Origin of the sequence: Paenibacillus pasadenensis, from assembly GCF_002864175.1 — a bacterium.
GTDB lineage: Bacteria > Bacillota > Bacilli > Paenibacillales > Paenibacillaceae > Paenibacillus_O > Paenibacillus_O pasadenensis.
In genome coordinates this window covers 540,328-558,074 of sequence record NZ_NFEZ01000001.1, presented here as the reverse complement: position 1 = coordinate 558,074, position 17,747 = coordinate 540,328, and the positions used below count along the sequence as shown (strand labels likewise).

Below are 17,747 nucleotides of genomic sequence, written 5' to 3'. Positions count from 1 at the left end.
CGCGCAGCTTCTTTTGCGCAGCGACCGCCGCTTGCGGACGCTCGCCGCGCAGCTTCTTTTGCGCGGCGACCGCCGCTTAGCGAGCGCTGTCCCGATACTCCTTCGGCGTCTTGCCCGTGACCCGCTTGAACGCCTTGGTGAAATACGCGGGGTCCGCATAGCCGGACCGTTCGCCCACCTCATAGGTCTTCAGCTCGGGGCGGTCCTTGAGCAGCCGCTTGGCGACCTCGATCCGCACGGAAATCGCATAGTCGGTAATCGTCTCGCCCGTCTCGCTGCGGAACAGCTTGCTCAGATAGCTCGGCGTCAGATGGACGAGCTCGGCCAGCCGCTGCAGGTCCAGCTCATCGGCATAATGCTCCTGCAAATAAGCTTTGACCGCCTCGACCGCGCGGCTCTGATGCTTCAGCTCGCCGAGCAGCGCCAGCCGCTGCAGCAGCTCCTGGCGCAGCGCGGCCGCATAAGCGTCCCAGCTGCGGCTGCGGATCGGCTGCGGCCGACTGCCCGGCTGCGGACCAGGCTGGCCCGCGAGGCTGTCGTCCAGCACGCCGAGCAGCGTGGCGGCGGCGGCATCCAGCTCCGCCCAGCTCAGGCGGCGCTGCTCCGCCGCGCCCAGCCACTCCTCGGCGATGGCGGCGGCGCGTTCCAGATCGGCGGCTTGCAGCACGGCGCGCAGCTCCTGCTCGTCGGGCCGCGCGGCGCCGGGCATCTGCGCGGCCGCCGGCATGCGGCCCGGCGTCGAAGCGGCCGCGGATACGGCCGTGCCGGCAGGGCTGCCGGCATACCACGCCTGCAGCAGCGCCGCCTCCGCCTCGCCGTAGGCGCGCGCGAGCGCGGCGGCGCCGGAGTGCACGCCGCTGATGCCGCCCCGCGGCTCGGCCGATAGCGGCAGCCGGCCGAGCAGCGTGACGGCGAGCTCGCGCGGCGTGTCGGCGTGGTCGCCGTGCCGGAGCGCGAGCAGCACGGCCGGCGGGCCGGCCTCGCGCAGCAGCAGGCGATGCTCGCGCCGCAGCGCCGCCAGCGCCTCGGCAATCCGCTCGCCGTCCGGCATCGGCGCGGCGTGCAGCACGACGAACGCATACATGCCGCGGATGGAGCCGAGCTCGTCGAGCTGGGCGCAGGCCGTTTGCATGACCGGCTCCGGGATGCGTTTCGCATCGGCGGCGAGCAGCAGCTCGATGAGCGCTTCCGCATGCAGCGGCTGACGGCTGCGCGACACGCCGACCTTCTCGGCGATGCGCTCAAGCAGCCGCGCCAGCTCGTCCTGGTTGACCGGTTTGAGCAGATAGTCCTCCACTCCTCCGCGCAGCGCCTCGCGCGCGTAGGCGAAGTCGTTGTAGCCGCTCAGCACGGCGACCGCGATCTGGCTGCCGCGCTCCCGCAGCTCGTCGATCAGCTGCAGCCCGTCCATCTGCGGCATGCGGATGTCGGTGATGAGCAGCTCCGCCCCGGAGGCGTCAAGGTTGCTGAGCGCCTCGCGCGCGCTCGCCCAGACGCCGACAACTTCGTACGGGCCGGTGCGCTCGATGATTTTCGCCAGGCCGAGGCGGATCTTCTCCTCGTCGTCCACGACGGCGACCTTAAGCATCGGCTCCCTCTCCTCTCTTCTCTCCTTCTGCCGGAGCGTCCATAGCCTGAATCTGGGGAATCCTCATCGTGACGGTCGTGCCGGCGCCCGGCTCGCTGGCCAGCTGCAGCCCGTAGCCCGGGCCGTAGCGCAGCTGCAGCCTTTCCTGCACGTTGCGCAGCCCGATGCCGCCGGACTCCTCGTCCAAAGGGGCCGCGGCCGACGCCAGCTCGGCCCGCACGCGGGCGAGCACCTCCGGCTGCATGCCGCGGCCGTCGTCGCGGATGCGCACGACCCGGTCCATGCCCTCGATCCAGCTGTCGATCTCGATCGTCAGCCGCTCGCGCGAGTCGTCGTAGCCGTGCAGCACGGCATTTTCCACGATCGGCTGGAAAATCAGCTTCATGACGCTCGCGTCCGCCGCTCGCGCCTCGGCGCTCAGCGTCAGCCGGAAGCGCTCGCCGCCGTAGCGGTAGTTCATCAGCTCGACGTACTGCTCCAGATGCTCCCACTCGCGCTGGGCCGGCACGGCGGCGGAGCCGGCATGCAGGCTGTAGCGCAGCTGCTCGCCGAGCAGCTGCACCATCCGCCCGACCTCGTCGGCGTCGCTCAGCACGGCCGTCATGCGGATCGATTCCAGCGTATTGTAGATGAAGTGCGGGTTGATCTGCCGCTGCAGGTTCTCCAGCTGCACCTCGGTCTTGCGCTGCTCGATCCGGTAGATGTTGTCGATCAGCTCCCGCGTGCGGGCGATCATGCGGTTGAACGCCTGGCCGGCCATGCCCGCCTCGTCCCGCCGGCGCACCGGAAAGCTGACCTCGAAGTTGCCGCCCTGCACCTGCTTCATGAGGCTGACGAGCGAGCGCAGCGGCTTGGTCAGCGCCAGGATGAGCACGACGGTCAGCGCCATCGCCGCGGCCATCGCGACGCCGGCGGCGATCAGGCTGAAGTTGCGGTTGCGCACCGCGTCCTCGACCAGATGCCGCTGCGGGATCGTGATGAGCAGCTTCCAGCCGGTGTCCGGCGACTGCCGGTAGATGACGAGCTGCTCCTCGCCGTCGACCGAGGTGCGGTAGCTGCCCGCGCTGCCCCGCGCCTCGGCGAGCAGCGGCGCCGAGCCGAGGTTTTCCGCCAGGTAGCGCTTCTCGCTGTCGTAGATGACCGTGCCTCCCTCGTCGGCGATGATCGTCGTGCCGCGCGTCGCCTCGTCCAGGTCGCGCACCATGTCCTCGATGACGCTGATGTTGGCGTCGACGGCGATCAGCCCGACCGAGCGGAACGACGTCGTGATGATGTCGCGGACGACGGTGAACACGTACTGCTTGCTGCTGTTCGCGCTGCTCGTGACCGCCTGCGTGCTGACGAGCACCGGCGTGCCGTTCTTCGGCTCGGCCAGCTGGCGCCAGCGCTCGTACACCTCCTTCAGGTCGCTGCGCACGCCTCCGCTCTTGACCGCCGTATAAGGATTGCCTTGCCGGTCGAACAGATAGACGTTGCTGGAGCCTTTCTTGAGGTTGTTCATGAAATAGATGCTGCTCTCCACCTCGCGCTGGATGCTGAGCTTGAGCCCCGCCTCGAGCCACGGGTCCGCGCCGCCCCCTTCGCTCGCGCGCGTGGCGTAGAACTGGTTGGACCGCTCGAGCCCGCTCTGGATCTCGTCGAGATAGGCGGGAATGATGGCGATCTGCTTCATGTCGTGGATGTAATCGTCGAGCGAGTTCAGCATCCGGTCCGATACCTGAGAGGCGTAGGTGACCGTGTTCTGCTCGATCGTCGCAAAGTTGTGCGAAGCCGACACGTAGGTGATGACGGCGATCGGCAGCAGCACGAGCAGGAAGTAGACGAGCAGCAGCCTCGTCTCCAGCCGATGCAGCAGCGGCTCCAGCTGCTGGCGCAGCGCGCTCCAGAGCCTAGCCATCGGCGCGCGCCGCTCCTGTAGAGGCGCGGATGACGAGCTCGCCCGTCAGCAGCACCTTCTCGACCGGGCTCGCCGGCTGCTGCACGCGGCGCAGCAGCGCCTCGACCGCGCGCCGGCCCATGCCGTGCTTGTGCACATGCACCGTCGTCAGCGTCGGGCTCGACAGCGCCGCATCCTCGATGTCGTCGAATCCGGCGACCGAAACGTCCTCCGGCACGGACACGCCCATGCGCGCGAGGATCGTCATGATGCAGATCGCGATCGAGTCGTTGGCGCAGGCGAACGCCGTCGGCATCCTTCCCTCGCGGCGCAGCTCCTGCAGCATCGGCTCCAGCGCCTCGGTCATCTCGGAGCGGTTGTGCCCGCGCACGGTCAGCAGGCCGTCATGCTGCCCGTCCGTGCTGAGGCCATGCTCCTCCATCATCGCGCGGAAGCCGAACCAGCGGTCGTAAAAGCTGCGCGAGTAGGTCAGGTTGCCGACGAACTGCAGCCGCCGGTGGCCGAGTCCGATGAGATAATTGGCTACGCGGCGCATCCACTCGAAGTTGTTCATCGACAGCACGTCCGTCGGCACGAGCGGCTCCTCGTGGTCGATGAGCACCGTCGGGATGCCGAGGTTGCGGATCTCCAGCAGCACCGGATAGGAGATGAACCCGACGCCGACGAGCCCCATGACGCCGCGGGGATTGATGAGGGAGGAGAAGCGCGTCGTGCCCTGCTCGGTGATGAGGATCGAGCCGATGCCGCGTTCCTCCAGCTCCTCCTGCACGCCTTCGATGATGCGTCCCCAATAGTACGACAGCCGCGTCTGGAAGCGCACGTTGGGCACGAGGATGATCACCTGGCTGCCGAGCCCGTCCGACGCGGCTTGCGTCGCGGCCGGGTTCGAGGCCGCGCGGGAGCTCGCCGGCGAAAAGCGGCCCGCCTCGCCGGCGGGGAAGCCGGGGACTCCCGGCTGGCCGCCGATGGCAGCGGCGCCGGATGCTTGGCCGCTGCCGGAGGCTCCGCGCGGCAGGCCGCCGGCAGCGGAGGCGCCGGACGGCTCTGGATGGCCCATGGCGGCAGCTGGGCCGAACGGCCAGCTTCCCGCCAGATCCTCGCCATCGCTCTTGCCCGCGCCGGAGGCTCCCGGCCATCTCGCATTTGCTTCCGCTCCTTCCGCCGCCTTGGGCGGAAAGCGGTAGCCGAGCTGGATCGCCGCCTTGATGATCCGCTCGCGCGTCTCCGCTTTGACGCCGCCCTTGCCGGAAAGCGCCTTGGAGACGGCGAATTTGGACATCCCGACATAATCGGCGATGTCCTGCATCGTGACTCGTTCCGCCATGTAGATCCCTCCTGAGCCGTCCGTTTTGTTAGGTTTGTTAGCTCCCGTTAGCGTTGCAAGCGCTAACAACTGGCACATAGGATAACACAGGATAGCAGCTTCGTATAGACCTGCCTGCTCCGCCGTGCCGAAAGCTCATGCGACAGACTCCAGCTTGCCCGGACAGCCCCCTCGTCAAACTACGCCCAGTCCGCCGCAGCGCTTCCGCCAGTGGTACATTTACCATATACGCGCCCCATCTCCGCCGCAGCGTCTCCGCCAGCCGCAAGGATGCAAAAAGGCTCTCGGCAAAATCATGCCGAGAGCCTTCCTCCCTCCTGTCCGCGAAGCCGATGCCCGAGCAAACCGCTCCCGCCTCAAAACAGCTCCAGCTGCTCCACCCCGGGATCGCGCTCCGGCGGCTCCTCGGGAATCGGCGGCGGCGTCTGGCCGAGCAGCGCCATCAGCTCGCGGGCGTTGTCCGCGGCGTCTCCCCCGGAGTTGTTGTTGAAAATGACCTCCACCGTCCGGCTCTGCGCCTCCAGCCGGCGCAGCCGCTCCGCCCATTCCTCCAGCTCCTGGCGGCTGTAGCGGTACAGATACCGCACCTCGCGCCAGTTCGGCTGTCCGGAGGAATGCCAGCCCTCCGCGTGGCGGCCGTGCATGCGGACGAGCGTATGGCTCTCGTCCGTGGCGGCCTCGACAATCGGGATCGAGCCCTCGCCCGCCTGCGGCTCGTCGCAGACGCTGTGGCGCCAGCCTTCCTCGCGCATGAAGCCGAGCGTGCGCTCCCGCATCTGCGGCACGAACCAGCTTTGATGGCGGAACTCCAGCGCGCACGGAATGTCCTCCATGAGCCGCTTCGCCTTGCGCAGCGTCTCGACGCTCTCGCGCGTGCAGGCGAACCACGGCGGATACTGGAACAGCACGCAGCTCAGCTTGCCGCTCTCCCGCATCGGCGTCAGCGCCAGCTTGAAGTCGGCGAACATCGCCTCCTCGTCCGGATAGGGAATCGCCCCGCGGCTATGCCCGGTCATGCCCTGGTACGCCTTGACGACGAAGCGGAAGTCCTCCGGCGTCTCGGCCGTCCACTTCTCCATGTTGCGCTGCGGCTGGACGGCATAAAAGCTGCTGTCCACCTCGACGGTGCCGAACAGCCGGCTGTATGCGGCGAGCTTGGCCTTGGCCGCCTCCCGCGTCCGGTACAGCGAGTCGTGGTCGCCCCAGCCGGCAAGTCCGATCGTAATCATTGGCCGTTCCTCCTTCCATTCCGCCTGGCGGCAGAGCGTTGTCATGTCTGGACCCTCTACCGGAATAGAATAACCGTGCAGGACGGATCCCTATCGATCGAGGTGGTGCATCGGATGACGTATGTATGGGCGGCGATCATCGTACTGGCGGCGGGCGCGGTCGTGTACGCGGCGATCGCGTCCGGCAAGCGCTGGACGCTGCTGCGCAGCGAGAGCAAGGCGAGGATCGACAAGCTGTACCGGCTGGAGGCGCATCTGAAGAGCAACGGCGTGCGCACGCGCACCGCGGAGGAGGACGGCCATCTGCGGCTGCTCGTCCTGCGCAAGCAGCTGGAGCAAGGCCGGGAGCTGCTGGAGGCGTACGAGGAAGAGACCGGCTGAGTCCGCGCCGCGCTCCTTCCGCAGTCCGGCTTCCGGCAGCAATCGCTTATCGGATGGCGGAGTCCCGGTTCCCAGCCGGGCTCCAGCGGCAAAAGGACCTCGTCCACCGCTTTACGGCGGCGGGCTTCGGGGTCCTTTTGCGCTTGTCTGCCGCTGCGCCTCTCGATTCGCCCGGCAGGAACGACGTCAACGGCGTCTGCCCTCCCGTCCCCGCTGGCCCGGCGCTCACAAGCAGGCCAGACGAGCCCGCATGACGCCGCTCGCGCGCCTTCCGGGCGGCCAAGCATTGAAGCCGCCGTCCGCTTGGTTCATACTAGAAGGAACGATCGCGGGCCGCCGGCCCCGGGAAAGGAGGCCGCCCTTGCTCATCGAAGTCTACCATGACCTTCTCTGCCCTTGGTGCCGCATCGGGCGCCGCCATCTCGAGCTGGCGCTGCGAGAGTGGCAGCCTCCGGAAGGCCGAGAGGCATCCGTCCGCTTCAGTCCGTACCTGCTTCATCCCTCCGTGCCGCCGGAAGGATTGCCTTTCCGCGAGGCGATGGCCCAGCGCCTCGGGGGCGGCCAGGCCGCGCTCACCCGCACGCTGCGCCATGTCGCGCGCGACGGCCAGGCGGTCGGCCTCGACTTTCGCTTCGAGCGCATCGCCACGCTGCCCTCGACGCGCCTCGCCCATCAGGCGCTGGCGCTGACGCCCGCCGCCGCGCAGGGCGCGTTCGTGGACGAGCTGTCCCGGCGCTACTTCGAGGAAGGCGAGAACATCGGCGAGCTGGAGATCGTCGCTCAAGCCGGAGCATCCGCCGGCTGGGAGGCCGACGGCCTGGCCGACCGGCTCGAGCAGGGCGACGGACGGGTGGAGATGGAGGCGATGCTGGAGCTCGGCCGCCGGATCGGCCAGGGCGGCGTGCCGCTGTTCGTTTTCGAAGGGCAGTACGCCCTCTCCGGCGCCTATCCCCACTCCGAACTGCTGCTTCTGCTGCGGAGGCTCGGCCAGCTGCTCGGCTAGCCGCTTCCTGCCGCCAGCACCTAAAAGCGGCGACGCAGTCCCCCTGCGCAGCCGCCTCGGCTCATGGCTTCGACACAGCCCCTCCGTCCGGAGGGGCTTTTGTCTCGTCCAGGACGTCGCGGCATGGCTGCTCCTTGCTCCGGCGGCGGATTCGACGATAAGCGGAGCGCAGGCCGTCCATCGCCCAGCCGGGCACCGGGAACGGCTTGCGCCCGAGCAGCGGCTTGTACGCATAGCGATAGGCCCGCTTCAAGTCGCTCCACATCTCGCAGCTCTCCTGCTTGAGAAAATCCGAGACGTCGATGACGATGCCCCGTCCGTCCTGCACCATGACGTTTTTTCCGTGCACGTCGTGAGGCCGCAGCCCCCGGCTGACCGCATAGTCGAGCGCGGCGTCCACGTCGCGGATCGCCTGCTCCGGAATCGGCACGCCCTGCAGCAGGCAGTCGTACAGCGTCTTGCCGTGCAGCCGCCTCAGCAGCAGCCAGCGCTTGCCGCCATGCTCGCCGGAGGCGAAGCAGCGGCCGTACGCCGGGTGCTCGCCAAGCAGACGGTACACCTGCCGCTCCGCCTCCCAGCCGTCCCGGCCGGGCGCGTACACCTTGACCGCCAGCCGGCTGTCGCCCGGATAGGCGAAGACGGCGGCATAATTGCCGCAGCCGAGCGTCTTCCACCCTTGCGGCGCGCGCCGCACCTGCACCGGCTCCCAGCTCTTCACGCTGACGACATCCAAGCCAGGCAGCAGCTCGCCTTGGATGCGCGCCGCATGCCGCTCCCTCATGTCTTCTTCCATCGCCAACGCTCCTTCTTCTCCGCTCCCGGCGCCCTTGCGAGCGTCACGGGCGTCCTCAGCCCGGACGGTACATGCTGAACGCCCGCCTCAGCCGCTCCGGCAGGCGCCGATGATGGATGCCGAGCTTGTAGCCGATCAGCTTGGCGGCGTTGTCCGCCACCAGCCGCGGCATTTTTCCCCATTGCCCTTCTTGCGCCAGCGCCTTCAGCTGCGCCTTGACGAGCGACGAGCCTTCCTTGCCGACGCCGGCATACGGCAGGATCCACGCCTGCTCGGCCATCGACGTGCCGTTGTCGTAAAATCGCTTGAACTGCTGCCCCGGCGTATAGGCGTGGGAGTGGACGACCTGCGCCTCCGCGTTGTAGGCGATGCGGTAGCCCTTCAGCACCATGCGCCCGGCCAGGAACAGATCCTCGTTGAAAAAGGCCGGCTCCGCGAATCCCCCCATCGTCCGGAACGTCTCGCGGCGCGTCGCCGCGCAGACGTTGGAGCAGAAAAACGTCTTGAGCCCGAGCTCGGACAGGTCCTCGCGGCTCTTGAGCCTCGACTGCGCCGGGTAATTATGCTCCCGCGACATGCGCTCCAGCAGGTCGGCCTCCGGCCGGGCCAGCTGGCGGGCGTAGGCGTAGCCGACGCCCGGATCTCCGACGGAGCGGGCGAGCTGCTCGACGAGCCGCTCGTCGGCGGGCATCGCGTCCTGCGTCATGAACAGCAGGATGCAGCCGCTTGCCACGGCGGCCGCCCGGTTGCGCGCTCCGCCATGGTCGAATTCCGAGCGGGCGATCGACAGCAGGCGGGCGCCGGCGCGAATCGCCCGCTCGGGCGTGCCGTCGGTCGACTCCGTGTCGATGACGATGATTTCGTACGGCGGCAGCGTCTGCCGCGAGAGCCGCGACAGCAGCTCCTCGAGGTCCGGCCCGGCGTTGCGCGTCGGAATGATGACGGATACCCGGTCCCCTACAGAAGCAGCCGGCACGGGGCCGGCTGCTTCGGAACCAGGCGCTTCCGGGGAGCGGATGCCGCCCGGAGTCTGCTGGATTTCAGTATGCATTTTTATGGATGAGTCCTTTCAGCACGGTCTTGAAAATAATCCGGATATCGAAGAAGAAGCTCCAGTTCTCGATGTAGAACAGATCGTGGCGGATGCGCTCGTCGATCGACGTGTCGCCGCGCAGGCCGTTCGTCTGCGCCCAGCCCGTAATGCCGGGACGGATGTGATGCTTGACCATGTAGCGCGGAATCTCCTCGCGGAACTGGTCGACGAAGAACGGGCGCTCCGGCCGCGGGCCGACGACGCTCATCTCGCCGCGCAGCACGTTGAGGAACTGCGGCAGCTCGTCGAGGCTCGTGCTCCGCAGGAACGTGCCGAAGCGCGTGCGGCGCGGATCGTTCTCCACCGTCCAGGTGCGGCTCGCGTCCGCGTCCGTGCTCACCCGCATGGAGCGGAACTTGAGCATCGCGAACGAGCGGCGGTTCAGGCCGACCCGCTCCTGGCGGAACAGCACCGGTCCCGGCGACGTCAGCTTGATGCCGAGGGCGATCAGCAGCATGACCGGCGAGAGCGCGATCAGCGCCGTCAGCGAGAAGACGATGTCGAACGTGCGCTTGGCGATCCGGTTGCCCATCTCGTCGAGCGGCACGTCGCGGATGTTGATGAGCGGCATGCCGGCGAAGTTGTCGAAGAACGGCTTGGCCGGCAGCAGGTCGAAGTAGTCCGGGATGATCAGCGTCTTCACCCCGGCCTTTTCGCAGGTCTGGATGAGCTCGCCGTACTTGGAATGCGCCTCAAGCGGCAGCGCCAGGATGACCTCGTCGATCGTCGGATTGTCCGCGAGCAGCCGCTCCAGCTCGTCCAGCCGGCCGACGATCGGCGCGAGCGGACGGCCCGCGTATCGGCGCAGCACGGCCGCGTCATGCTCCTCGTGGAAGTCGTCGAGGAAGCCGTACGCCTCGTAGCCGAGATCCGGGTACAGGCTCAGCTGGTCATGGAAGCTGCGGCCGACGCTGCCCGCCCCGAGGATGAGCACGTAGCGCTTGTTGAGGCCGCGGCGGCGCAGCACGGTCAGCGTCCGCTTCAGCGCGTAGCGGTAGAGTCCCAGCCCGACGAGGTTGAAGGCGAAGAAGATCGCCAGGAACTCGCGGGAGATATGCACTTCCTTGGTGATGAATAGCAGGCTGAGAAGCAGCAGCAGGCTCAGCGTCTGCACCTGGAAGATCTTGAGCAGGTCATGGGAGAACTTCTTGCGCCGCTTGGGCGTGTAGAAGCTCGTATAGAAGCCGATCAGCACGGCCGCGAACGCGTAGACGGTGCTCCATACCAGATAAGTTTTGAGAGGCACGGTATTGTAGTAGACGAGCAGCCCGCTATGGAATTTGATCCAGTAGGCGCCCAGGAACAGGCCGAGCATGACCGCCAGATCGGACAGCACGTACATTTGCGTAAGAAAACGCTGGTTTCTTCGAAGCATTCGCATCACCGCTCGTGCAATATAGTCGTTCTTTTCTCTCACATTGTACCAAAAAAGGAGACTCCCATCTATTCGTTAGACGAGAGTTGCAACAAAATGTTGCTAGAAAAGAATGGATTTCACCCGCGTCCCGGCCGGCTGCGCAGCTCGCGCCGCTTCGCGCGCATCTCCGGCAGCCTCCGCATGATCTCCGGCCAGCAGCGGAGCAGATCGCGCTCCCTGAGCAGGATATACCCGAATTTGGCGAGTTCGATCGCGGCGATCGCCGGCAGCCGCCTCCACTCGCGCTCGTTCTTGACGAGCGTGTAGAAGCGGTTCTGATAGGAATGCCGGCGGACGAAGGCCGACACCGACGTCCGTCCGCCCTCCTTCCAGCCGCGCGCGTGCAGCGCGCGGGCATCCGGCGCGTAGAGCGCGGCCCATCCGAGCCCGCGGGCGCGCCAGGCGACGTCGACGTCCTCCTTATAGGCAAAAAACGTCTCGTCGAAAAACTCCCCGCCGAGGGAGACATGCCGGATCATGCTTCGGCGGTACATCGCCGCCGCGCCGGAGACGCCGAACGTCTCGCCGGCCTCCAGCCAGGCGGACGCAGGCTCGCCGGCGCCGCGGTCGCGGGCTTGGCGCGCCGCGTCCATCGCCAGCCCGGTGCTGTCGATGAGCGCCTCCGCCGGCAGGCGGTCCAGCCAGGCTTGGACCGCCGGCGGCGATTCCCCGCCGCCGGCCAGCCCCTCTGCCGGCTGCCGCACGAGCATGCCCGTCGCGCTGCCCGCCTCCGGGCGGCGCTCCAGACGCTCGACGAGCCGCCGCACATAGTCCGGATGCAGCCGCACGTCCGGGTTGAGCACGAGCGCATAGTCGGCGTCCGAACGCGCGAGCGCCCGGTTCTGCCCTCCGGCGAACCCGGTGTTCACCGGGCTGAGCACGACGTCTAGCCCCTCGCCGATGCGGCCGAGGAGCTCCGGGGTGCCGTCGCCGGACGCGTTGTCCAGCACGACGATCTTTTCGATCGGGTAGCTCTGGGCGCGTACGCAGGCGAGGCAGCCCTCGATGTCGTCCACGCTGTTGTATGTCACGATATGCACGCTCACTGTCGCCCGGACAGAAGCGGCAGCGGAGCCCTGCGAGGCCCCGCTGCCGCCCTTGTCCGGAGACGGCGACGCCTGCGCCGCCGAATCCTGGATGTTCATTTAAACGTCGAACCCGCCTTCCGAAATGACCTTCTGTATAAAATAATAACTGTCTTTCGGCGTGCGTTCCAGTGTTTCGTAATCGGTATGGACGATGCCGAAGCGTTTCGCGTAGCCTTCGGCCCATTCGAAGTTGTCGAGAAGCGACCAGGCGTAGTAGCCCTTGAGCGGCACGCCGGAGTCGATGAGGCGCTGGCACTGGATGAAGTGCTTGCGGTAGTAGTCGACGCGCTGGGCGTCGTGCACGCCGCCGTCCTCGGCCACATGGTCGTCGGTGCAGGCGCCGTTTTCCGTGATGTAGATCGGGATGTCGCCGTACTCCTCATGCAGCCAGCTCAGCACCTTGTACAGCGCCTCCGGGTATACGTTCCAGCCGATGAACGTCTGGTCGAAGCCGACCTGCACGTCCTCGCTGTCGAACAGCCCGCTGTCCTTCTTGTAGCGCGTGTAGCCGCCGGTGTAGAAGTTCACGCCGATGAAGTCGATCGGCTGTCCGATCGTCTCCATGTCGCCTTCGAGGATCGGCACCTCGATGCCCTTGCCGCGGAACCACTCGACCATGAACTGCGGGTAGGAGCCCTTCAGCGTCGGCTCGAGGAACCACTCGTTGCCCCAGGCGCGCGAGCGGCGCGCCGCCTCCACGTCCTCCGGCCGCGTCGTATACGGCTCGGACCAGCTCAGGTTGTGCGTCGTGCCGATCTGGCCCGGCAGGTTCAGGCTGCGGTACAGCTGCACGGCGCGGCCGTGCGCCACAAGGCAATGATGCGCGACGTTCGTCGCCAGCTGCAGGTCGGTGTGGCCCGGAGCGTGCACGCCGATGAAGTTCGAGAGGAACGAGACGCACCACGTCTCGTTGAACGTGATCCACGACTTCACCTTGTCGCCGAATGCCTTGAACACGATCTCCGCATACGCCAGGAACGCATCGATCGTCTCGCGGTTGTCCCAGCCGCCCTTGTCCTGCAGCGCCTGCGGCAGGTCCCAGTGGTAGAGCGTCACGGCCGGCTCGATGCCGGCGGCGATCAGGCCGTCGATGACGCGGCGGTAGTAGTCCAGACCCTTCTCGTTGACCTCGCCCGTGCCCTGCGGGAAGATGCGCGGCCAGGCGATGGAAAAGCGGTAGGACTTCACGCCGAGCTGCTTGAGCAGCGCGATGTCCTCCTCGTAGCGATGGTAGCTGTCGCAGGCGACGTCGCCGGTGTCCCCGTTCACGACCTTGCCGGGCGTGCGGGCGAACGTGTCCCAGATGGACAGGCCGCGGCCGTCCTCGTCATAAGCGCCCTCGATCTGGTACGAGGCGGTCGCCGTGCCCCAGACGAAGTCTTTCGGGAAAGAAATGCGTGCCATAGGAATTCCTCCTGATCAAGTAGGTTGATGCCGCAGTGCCGGGCTTCTTCTGCGGACGAAGTCCGAACGGGCTAGCGGAACAGCAGCGTCTGGATCGCGTGCGCCGGAATCGAGCTGTCGGCCAGCTGGCCGCGATGGCGCACGACGTACGGCAGCTCGGCGTCGGTGCGGTTCAGCACGACGAGCGCGATCGTGCCGTCCGGATTGCGGAACGCCGTCTGCTCCAGCTTGTCGGTGTAGCGGGAGCTGCCGATGCGAACCGCGCCGGGACGGATGTAGCGGCTGAAATGCGCGATGTAGTAGAACGAGCTTTCATAAGTGATTTCGTCGGTCGTCGTGTCGGCGATGATCGGCGCGTCGCAGAAATTGCCGACATGGTTCGGACCGCCGCGCTCGTCGAGCACGATGTTCCAGTCGGTCCAGCCCGTCGTCCAGTGGTTCAGGTTGCCGAGGATGTCATGGCCGTAGCGCTCGCCGGTCGCCCAGGAGCCGAGCTGGACGCCGCCCTCCTGGCAGCCCTCGCTGAAGAACAGCGCCTTGTCCGGGAAGCGGTCATGCACCGCCGAGAGCGCCTCGAAGTGGTCGCCGGAGTACCAGTGGAAGCAGATGCCCCAGATCTGCTTCGACGCTTCCGGGTCGGTGAAAGCGGCGACCGCGCGCTCATAGACGCGCTCCTTGTTGTGGTCCCAGATCATCACCTTGATGTGGCCGTAGCCGGCCTGCTGCAGCGCGGGACCGAGGTGGTCGCGCACGAAGTCCTTTTCCTCCTCGGCCGTGTACACGCAGGAATCCCAGGTCTGAACCGCCTTCGCCTCGTTCTGCACGCTGAGCGCCCAGATCTTGACGCCCTCCGCCTCGTACGCCTGCACATACTTCACGAACATGTCGGCCCACGCCTGGCGGTACTCCGGCTTCAGCTGGCCGCCCTGGTTCATCTGGCCGTTCGTCTTCATGAACGGAGGCGGGCTCCACGGCGAGGAGAACAGCTTGAACTCGCGGCCGGCCTTCTGAGCCGCGCGGCGGATGAGCGGCAGGATCTGCTCGCGGTCATGCTCGACCGTGAACGTGGCGAGCTCGTCGTCGCCGTCCTCCACATAGGCATAGTTGCCGAGGGAGAAGTCGCAGCTCTGGATATGCGAGCGGCAGAGCGTGTATCCGATGCCCTTTTCCGGATCGAAGTACGCGTCGATGATCTCCTGCTGGCGGGCCGGGCTCATCTTGGCGATCGTCACGGCAGACGCCTCTGTCAGCGCTCCGCCGAAGCCTTCGATCGTCTGGTAGGAGATGTCGTCGTAAATGTTGATCAGTTGGCTCTCGTGGCCGTTCTCGTCGGCGCGGAAGCTCAGCCGTGGCTGCTCGGCGAGCCGTTCGCCGGTGTCTTTCGCGGTCTGCACGAGACGGATCGTTCCGGCCTCCGTCGTTAAGAATGCGCTTGCAGCCTGCTCGTTCATCGGGCTCATCCTTTCCTCAACCTATGCCCTTATTATAAAAGGAGAGCCCTTATCCTTTGTAGAAACAATCTGGCTAGGAACCTCAACGATCTGGTCATCTCGAAGAATCTCGCCGCCGTTCATCTGGGATTCATCTGGATCGGCTATACTGAATAAGCCTTGTCCAAAACAAATTCCCGGCTTGCGCCGTCTGGAAGGAGAGCTCGCGCAGATGCGGCTATGACCCAGGCCGGACGGATCCTTTCGACGGCCTCTCGTCCGACGGCGTCCACCGATTCCAGAGAGGGTCGACCGGATGATTCCGCGTCCACGCCCTTGCCTGCCGCCGCATTCCCCAGCCTGAAGCCGCTCGCGGCTCGGCGCTCCAATCCTACCTGAGAAAGGTGGCTGCCCGCCATGTCCTGGTACAACGGACCGCTCCCGGCTCCCGGCGCGCCTGCGGTCAAGCCGCTGGCGCCTGCGGATGCGCCCGCGGTGTCTATCGTCCTGTGCGACTATTCGCGGCATGAGCAGCCGTTCCAGCAGTCGATGCGCGGCGGGCTCGAGTGCTATCTGTTCCGTCTGCAGATCGAAGGCCAGGCGTCCGTCCTGCTGGGCGGCCGGATGGAGACCGTGCTGCCGGGGGAGCTGCTGCTTTTTCCGCCGGGCGAGGCGTATGAGATCGACATCGTCCCTGGTGGGGATGAGCCCGGCCACGGAGCGAGCGCGGATTATTATTTCATGGCGACCGGGTCGTGGCTCGACCGCTGGTGGCAGCAGGAAGCACGCCCGCGCCGCGCCCGGATCGCCGACGACGGCAAGATCCAGGGCATCTGGCATCAGCTCGCGCTGGAGAGCCGGCGCCTCGACGGGGGCAGCCCCGAGATCCTGTCGGCGCTGCTGCAGGCGCTGTGCCTGCTGCTGGAGCGCGCGATCCGCGAAGCGCCGGCCAAAGGCGGTCCGGGCGCGCTGCTCGCGATGAAGCTCAAGCACTTCGTCGAAGCCCACGCGACGCGGGCGTTCACGCTCGACGAGGCGGCGGCCCATGTCGGCATCAGCAAGACGCGCGCCGTGCATCTGTTCAAGCAGGAGACCGGCGGCTCGATCATGCAGTACGCGCAGCAGGTCCGGCTCGCGCTGGCGCTGCGGCTCATGGCCGGCAGCCAGCTCACGCTCGAGCAGATCGCCGACGAGGCGGGCTTCGGCAGCTACACCTACTTCCACCGGGTGTTCCGGGAAAAGTACGGCGTGCCGCCCGGGGCTTACCGGAGGCGGGAGTAGGGATTCATCGCGCGTTTTTTCTCCGACATCATCAGGTACCCGGCATCCGGATGCCGGGTACCTGATGCCGGGTACCTGATGCCGGCTTCCACATGCCGGATGCCGGATGCCGAATTCCGGATGCCGACATATAAGCCGGATTCTTGGACATCTCCACTTCCTGCCGAAAGGAGGGCCCCCGCCCTTGTCCTCTTCCTCCTCTGCCGCTTCTCTAGCCGAGCCGATGTCCGCACGGACCTTCGGCCTATGGGCCGCCGGGCTGTTCCTGGCCGGACTTGCCGCTCGCTTGCTCCTCGGCCTCTATACAAACGGCTATGTCGGCGACCAAATGTACTTCATCCGCTGGATGCAAGGCGCGATGGAGCATGGCGTCCGCCTTTCCTACGTACATGCAGACATGCAGAATTACCCTCCCGTTTTCATCGCGATCCTGGAGGGCTATGGCCATGTGCTGAATGCCCTTGGGCTGGAGATCAAGACGGCCCATCTGACCTCCAAAGCGCTTCCGATCCTGTTCGATCTGCTCGCCATGGCGATCCTGCCCCTCGTCCTGCGCCGCCGGCTATCCCGGCGCTCGCAGCTGCTCCTGCTTGGAGCGCTGGCGCTGAATCCGGCGCTGCTCGCCGACGGGGCGATCTGGGGTCAAATTGACGTCTTCCATAGCCTGCTCATGGCGCTGGGCGTGCTCGCGCTCGTCGGCCAGCCGTTTCTGGCGGGAGCGCTTCTCGGCATCGCTCTGCTCAGCAAGTTCCAGGCGATCGTCATCGCGCCTGTTATCGGAGCGTATGCGCTGCGCCGGATGCTGCGGCGGGACTTTGCCCATCCGCTGCTGCTTGCGGCAGGCTTTCTGGCTCCGCTTGCGCTGACAGCCGCCTGTTTCAGCGCCAACGGCACGCTGGACGACATGGTCCAGGCCGCCTACTTGAGCGCGACCGACATGTACCCGCAGCTGTCGCTGAACGCCTTCAACCTGTGGTACCACCTGTTTACAGATCCGTCCTTGAACGACACGACCACCTTGGCGGCCGGGATGAGCTACAAGACGTTCGGCTTCCTCCTGCTCGGCCTGGCCTGCGCCTTCGTCGCCGCCTACGTCCTGCTGCTGAAGCAGCTTCGCACCGTTCACCTGCTGATGGCCTCCGCCTTCATCAACCTGGCCTTCTTCATGCTCCCGACCGAGATCCACGAGCGGTACGGTGTTCCGGCGATGCTGTTCCTGGTGCTGGTTCCATTTTTGATGGGACGCGAGACAACGTCCGCTTTCGACACAACGGCCAGTCCGAGGATTGTCCTTGTCCCGGAACCAGCCGCCGGCACCGGCTCACCCCATCCTCTACGTCGCTGGACGCCGCGCCGCCTTTGGTCTTTTGCCGCCGGCTGGTTCACCCTCTCTACCGCGCTCAACATCTGGATGGTGCTGAACGGCGGGATGGGCGGGAAATGGCTGGGCGGCCGCAGCGCGACGAGCCGTGGCTTTGCCGAAAGAAGCCATGGCGGCTCTGACGGCAGCGGCGGCCTCGGTCGCAGCGGCTTTGATGGGAGCGAGGGCTTCGGCAATGGCGGCTTCGACGGCCGTGGGCGTGCAGCTGCCGAGAGCGGCCAGCCTTGGCGAGATGCCTCGGCAGGCGGTTGGCGAGACGATTCTCCTGGCAGCGCCTTTAGCGGGGGCTTCGGCAGTGGCTCGCTTGTCGGCTGGGAGCATGCGCTCGCGGTTGCTCTCAGCGCGGCAAACCTGGCGCTGCTGCTCGGACTCGCAGCTTTGATGCTCCTGCAATTCAAGCAAAAAGAGAGGCCCAGGACGTAGTCCCGGAGCCTCTCT

14 protein-coding genes are annotated in these 17,747 nt (G+C 66.5%); 4 read left to right on the top strand and 10 right to left on the bottom strand.

Annotated features, from left to right (window positions below):
• Nucleotides 1-76 precede the first annotated feature (76 nt).
• The 4 genes from B8V81_RS02445 to B8V81_RS02425 all read right to left on the bottom strand — a co-directional run bounded on the left by B8V81_RS02445 (nucleotide 77) and on the right by B8V81_RS02425 (nucleotide 6,038).
• The gene (locus B8V81_RS02445) at nucleotides 77-1,588 is read right to left on the bottom strand and encodes a response regulator (protein WP_101807610.1); all 1,512 of its coding nucleotides are present in this window, start codon (nucleotides 1,586-1,588) and stop codon (nucleotides 77-79) included.
• Nucleotides 1,581-3,485, bottom strand: a complete 1,905-nt coding sequence (locus B8V81_RS02440; protein ID WP_052333243.1) for a cache domain-containing sensor histidine kinase — start codon at nucleotides 3,483-3,485, stop codon at nucleotides 1,581-1,583. Before B8V81_RS02440 ends, B8V81_RS02445 begins: the two co-directional genes overlap by 8 nt.
• Nucleotides 3,478-4,809 carry a LacI family DNA-binding transcriptional regulator gene (locus tag B8V81_RS02435; protein ID WP_244912697.1) on the bottom strand — a complete coding sequence of 444 codons (1,332 nt, stop codon included), beginning with the start codon at nucleotides 4,807-4,809 and terminating at the stop codon, nucleotides 3,478-3,480. Before B8V81_RS02435 ends, B8V81_RS02440 begins: the two co-directional genes overlap by 8 nt.
• Before the next feature lie 356 nt (nucleotides 4,810-5,165).
• Nucleotides 5,166-6,038 (bottom strand): DUF72 domain-containing protein, encoded by an 873-nt coding sequence (locus tag B8V81_RS02425; RefSeq protein ID WP_028598935.1) that lies wholly within the window; start codon nucleotides 6,036-6,038, stop codon nucleotides 5,166-5,168.
• 114 nt (nucleotides 6,039-6,152) lie between these two features.
• On the opposite strand from B8V81_RS02425, the gene B8V81_RS02420 reads away from it, so the two are divergent.
• Nucleotides 6,153-6,419 (top strand): hypothetical protein, encoded by a 267-nt coding sequence (locus B8V81_RS02420; RefSeq protein ID WP_028598934.1) that lies wholly within the window; start codon nucleotides 6,153-6,155, stop codon nucleotides 6,417-6,419.
• Nucleotides 6,420-6,780: 361 nt separating this feature from the next.
• Nucleotides 6,781-7,422, top strand: a complete 642-nt coding sequence (locus B8V81_RS02410; RefSeq protein WP_180968359.1) for a DsbA family oxidoreductase — start codon at nucleotides 6,781-6,783, stop codon at nucleotides 7,420-7,422.
• Between the two features lie 61 nt (nucleotides 7,423-7,483).
• On the opposite strand, the gene B8V81_RS02405 is transcribed toward B8V81_RS02410, so the two are convergent.
• The 6 genes from B8V81_RS02405 to B8V81_RS02380 form a co-directional block, all read right to left on the bottom strand.
• Nucleotides 7,484-8,215: a serine/threonine protein kinase gene (locus tag B8V81_RS02405; protein WP_228551739.1), complete on the bottom strand. Its 732-nt coding sequence runs from the start codon at nucleotides 8,213-8,215 to the stop codon at nucleotides 7,484-7,486.
• Nucleotides 8,216-8,270: 55 nt separating this feature from the next.
• Complete coding sequence (locus tag B8V81_RS02400; protein ID WP_101807607.1) at nucleotides 8,271-9,266, bottom strand: glycosyltransferase family 2 protein; 996 nt, start codon at nucleotides 9,264-9,266, stop codon at nucleotides 8,271-8,273.
• Nucleotides 9,256-10,683 carry an undecaprenyl-phosphate glucose phosphotransferase gene (locus tag B8V81_RS02395; protein ID WP_028598930.1) on the bottom strand — a complete coding sequence of 476 codons (1,428 nt, stop codon included), beginning with the start codon at nucleotides 10,681-10,683 and terminating at the stop codon, nucleotides 9,256-9,258. Before B8V81_RS02395 ends, B8V81_RS02400 begins: the two co-directional genes overlap by 11 nt.
• 119 nt (nucleotides 10,684-10,802) lie before the next feature.
• Nucleotides 10,803-11,870 carry a glycosyltransferase family 2 protein gene (locus B8V81_RS02390; protein WP_101807606.1) on the bottom strand — a complete coding sequence of 356 codons (1,068 nt, stop codon included), beginning with the start codon at nucleotides 11,868-11,870 and terminating at the stop codon, nucleotides 10,803-10,805.
• Nucleotides 11,871-13,217 (bottom strand): GH1 family beta-glucosidase, encoded by a 1,347-nt coding sequence (locus B8V81_RS02385; protein WP_028598928.1) that lies wholly within the window; start codon nucleotides 13,215-13,217, stop codon nucleotides 11,871-11,873.
• A 71-nt stretch (nucleotides 13,218-13,288) separates the two neighbouring features.
• Entirely contained in the window at nucleotides 13,289-14,668 is a 1,380-nt protein-coding gene (locus tag B8V81_RS02380; RefSeq protein WP_052333242.1) for a glycoside hydrolase family 30 protein, read from the bottom strand.
• Between the two features lie 396 nt (nucleotides 14,669-15,064).
• Between B8V81_RS02380 and B8V81_RS02375 the strand changes: the two genes are divergently transcribed.
• Together B8V81_RS02375 and B8V81_RS02370 are read left to right on the top strand one after the other, a co-directional pair.
• Nucleotides 15,065-15,928 (top strand): helix-turn-helix domain-containing protein, encoded by an 864-nt coding sequence (locus B8V81_RS02375; RefSeq protein WP_052333241.1) that lies wholly within the window; start codon nucleotides 15,065-15,067, stop codon nucleotides 15,926-15,928.
• Nucleotides 15,929-16,286: 358 nt separating this feature from the next.
• The gene (locus B8V81_RS02370; protein ID WP_146000446.1) at nucleotides 16,287-17,732 is read left to right on the top strand and encodes a hypothetical protein; all 1,446 of its coding nucleotides are present in this window, start codon (nucleotides 16,287-16,289) and stop codon (nucleotides 17,730-17,732) included.
• Nucleotides 17,733-17,747: the final 15 nt, after the last annotated feature.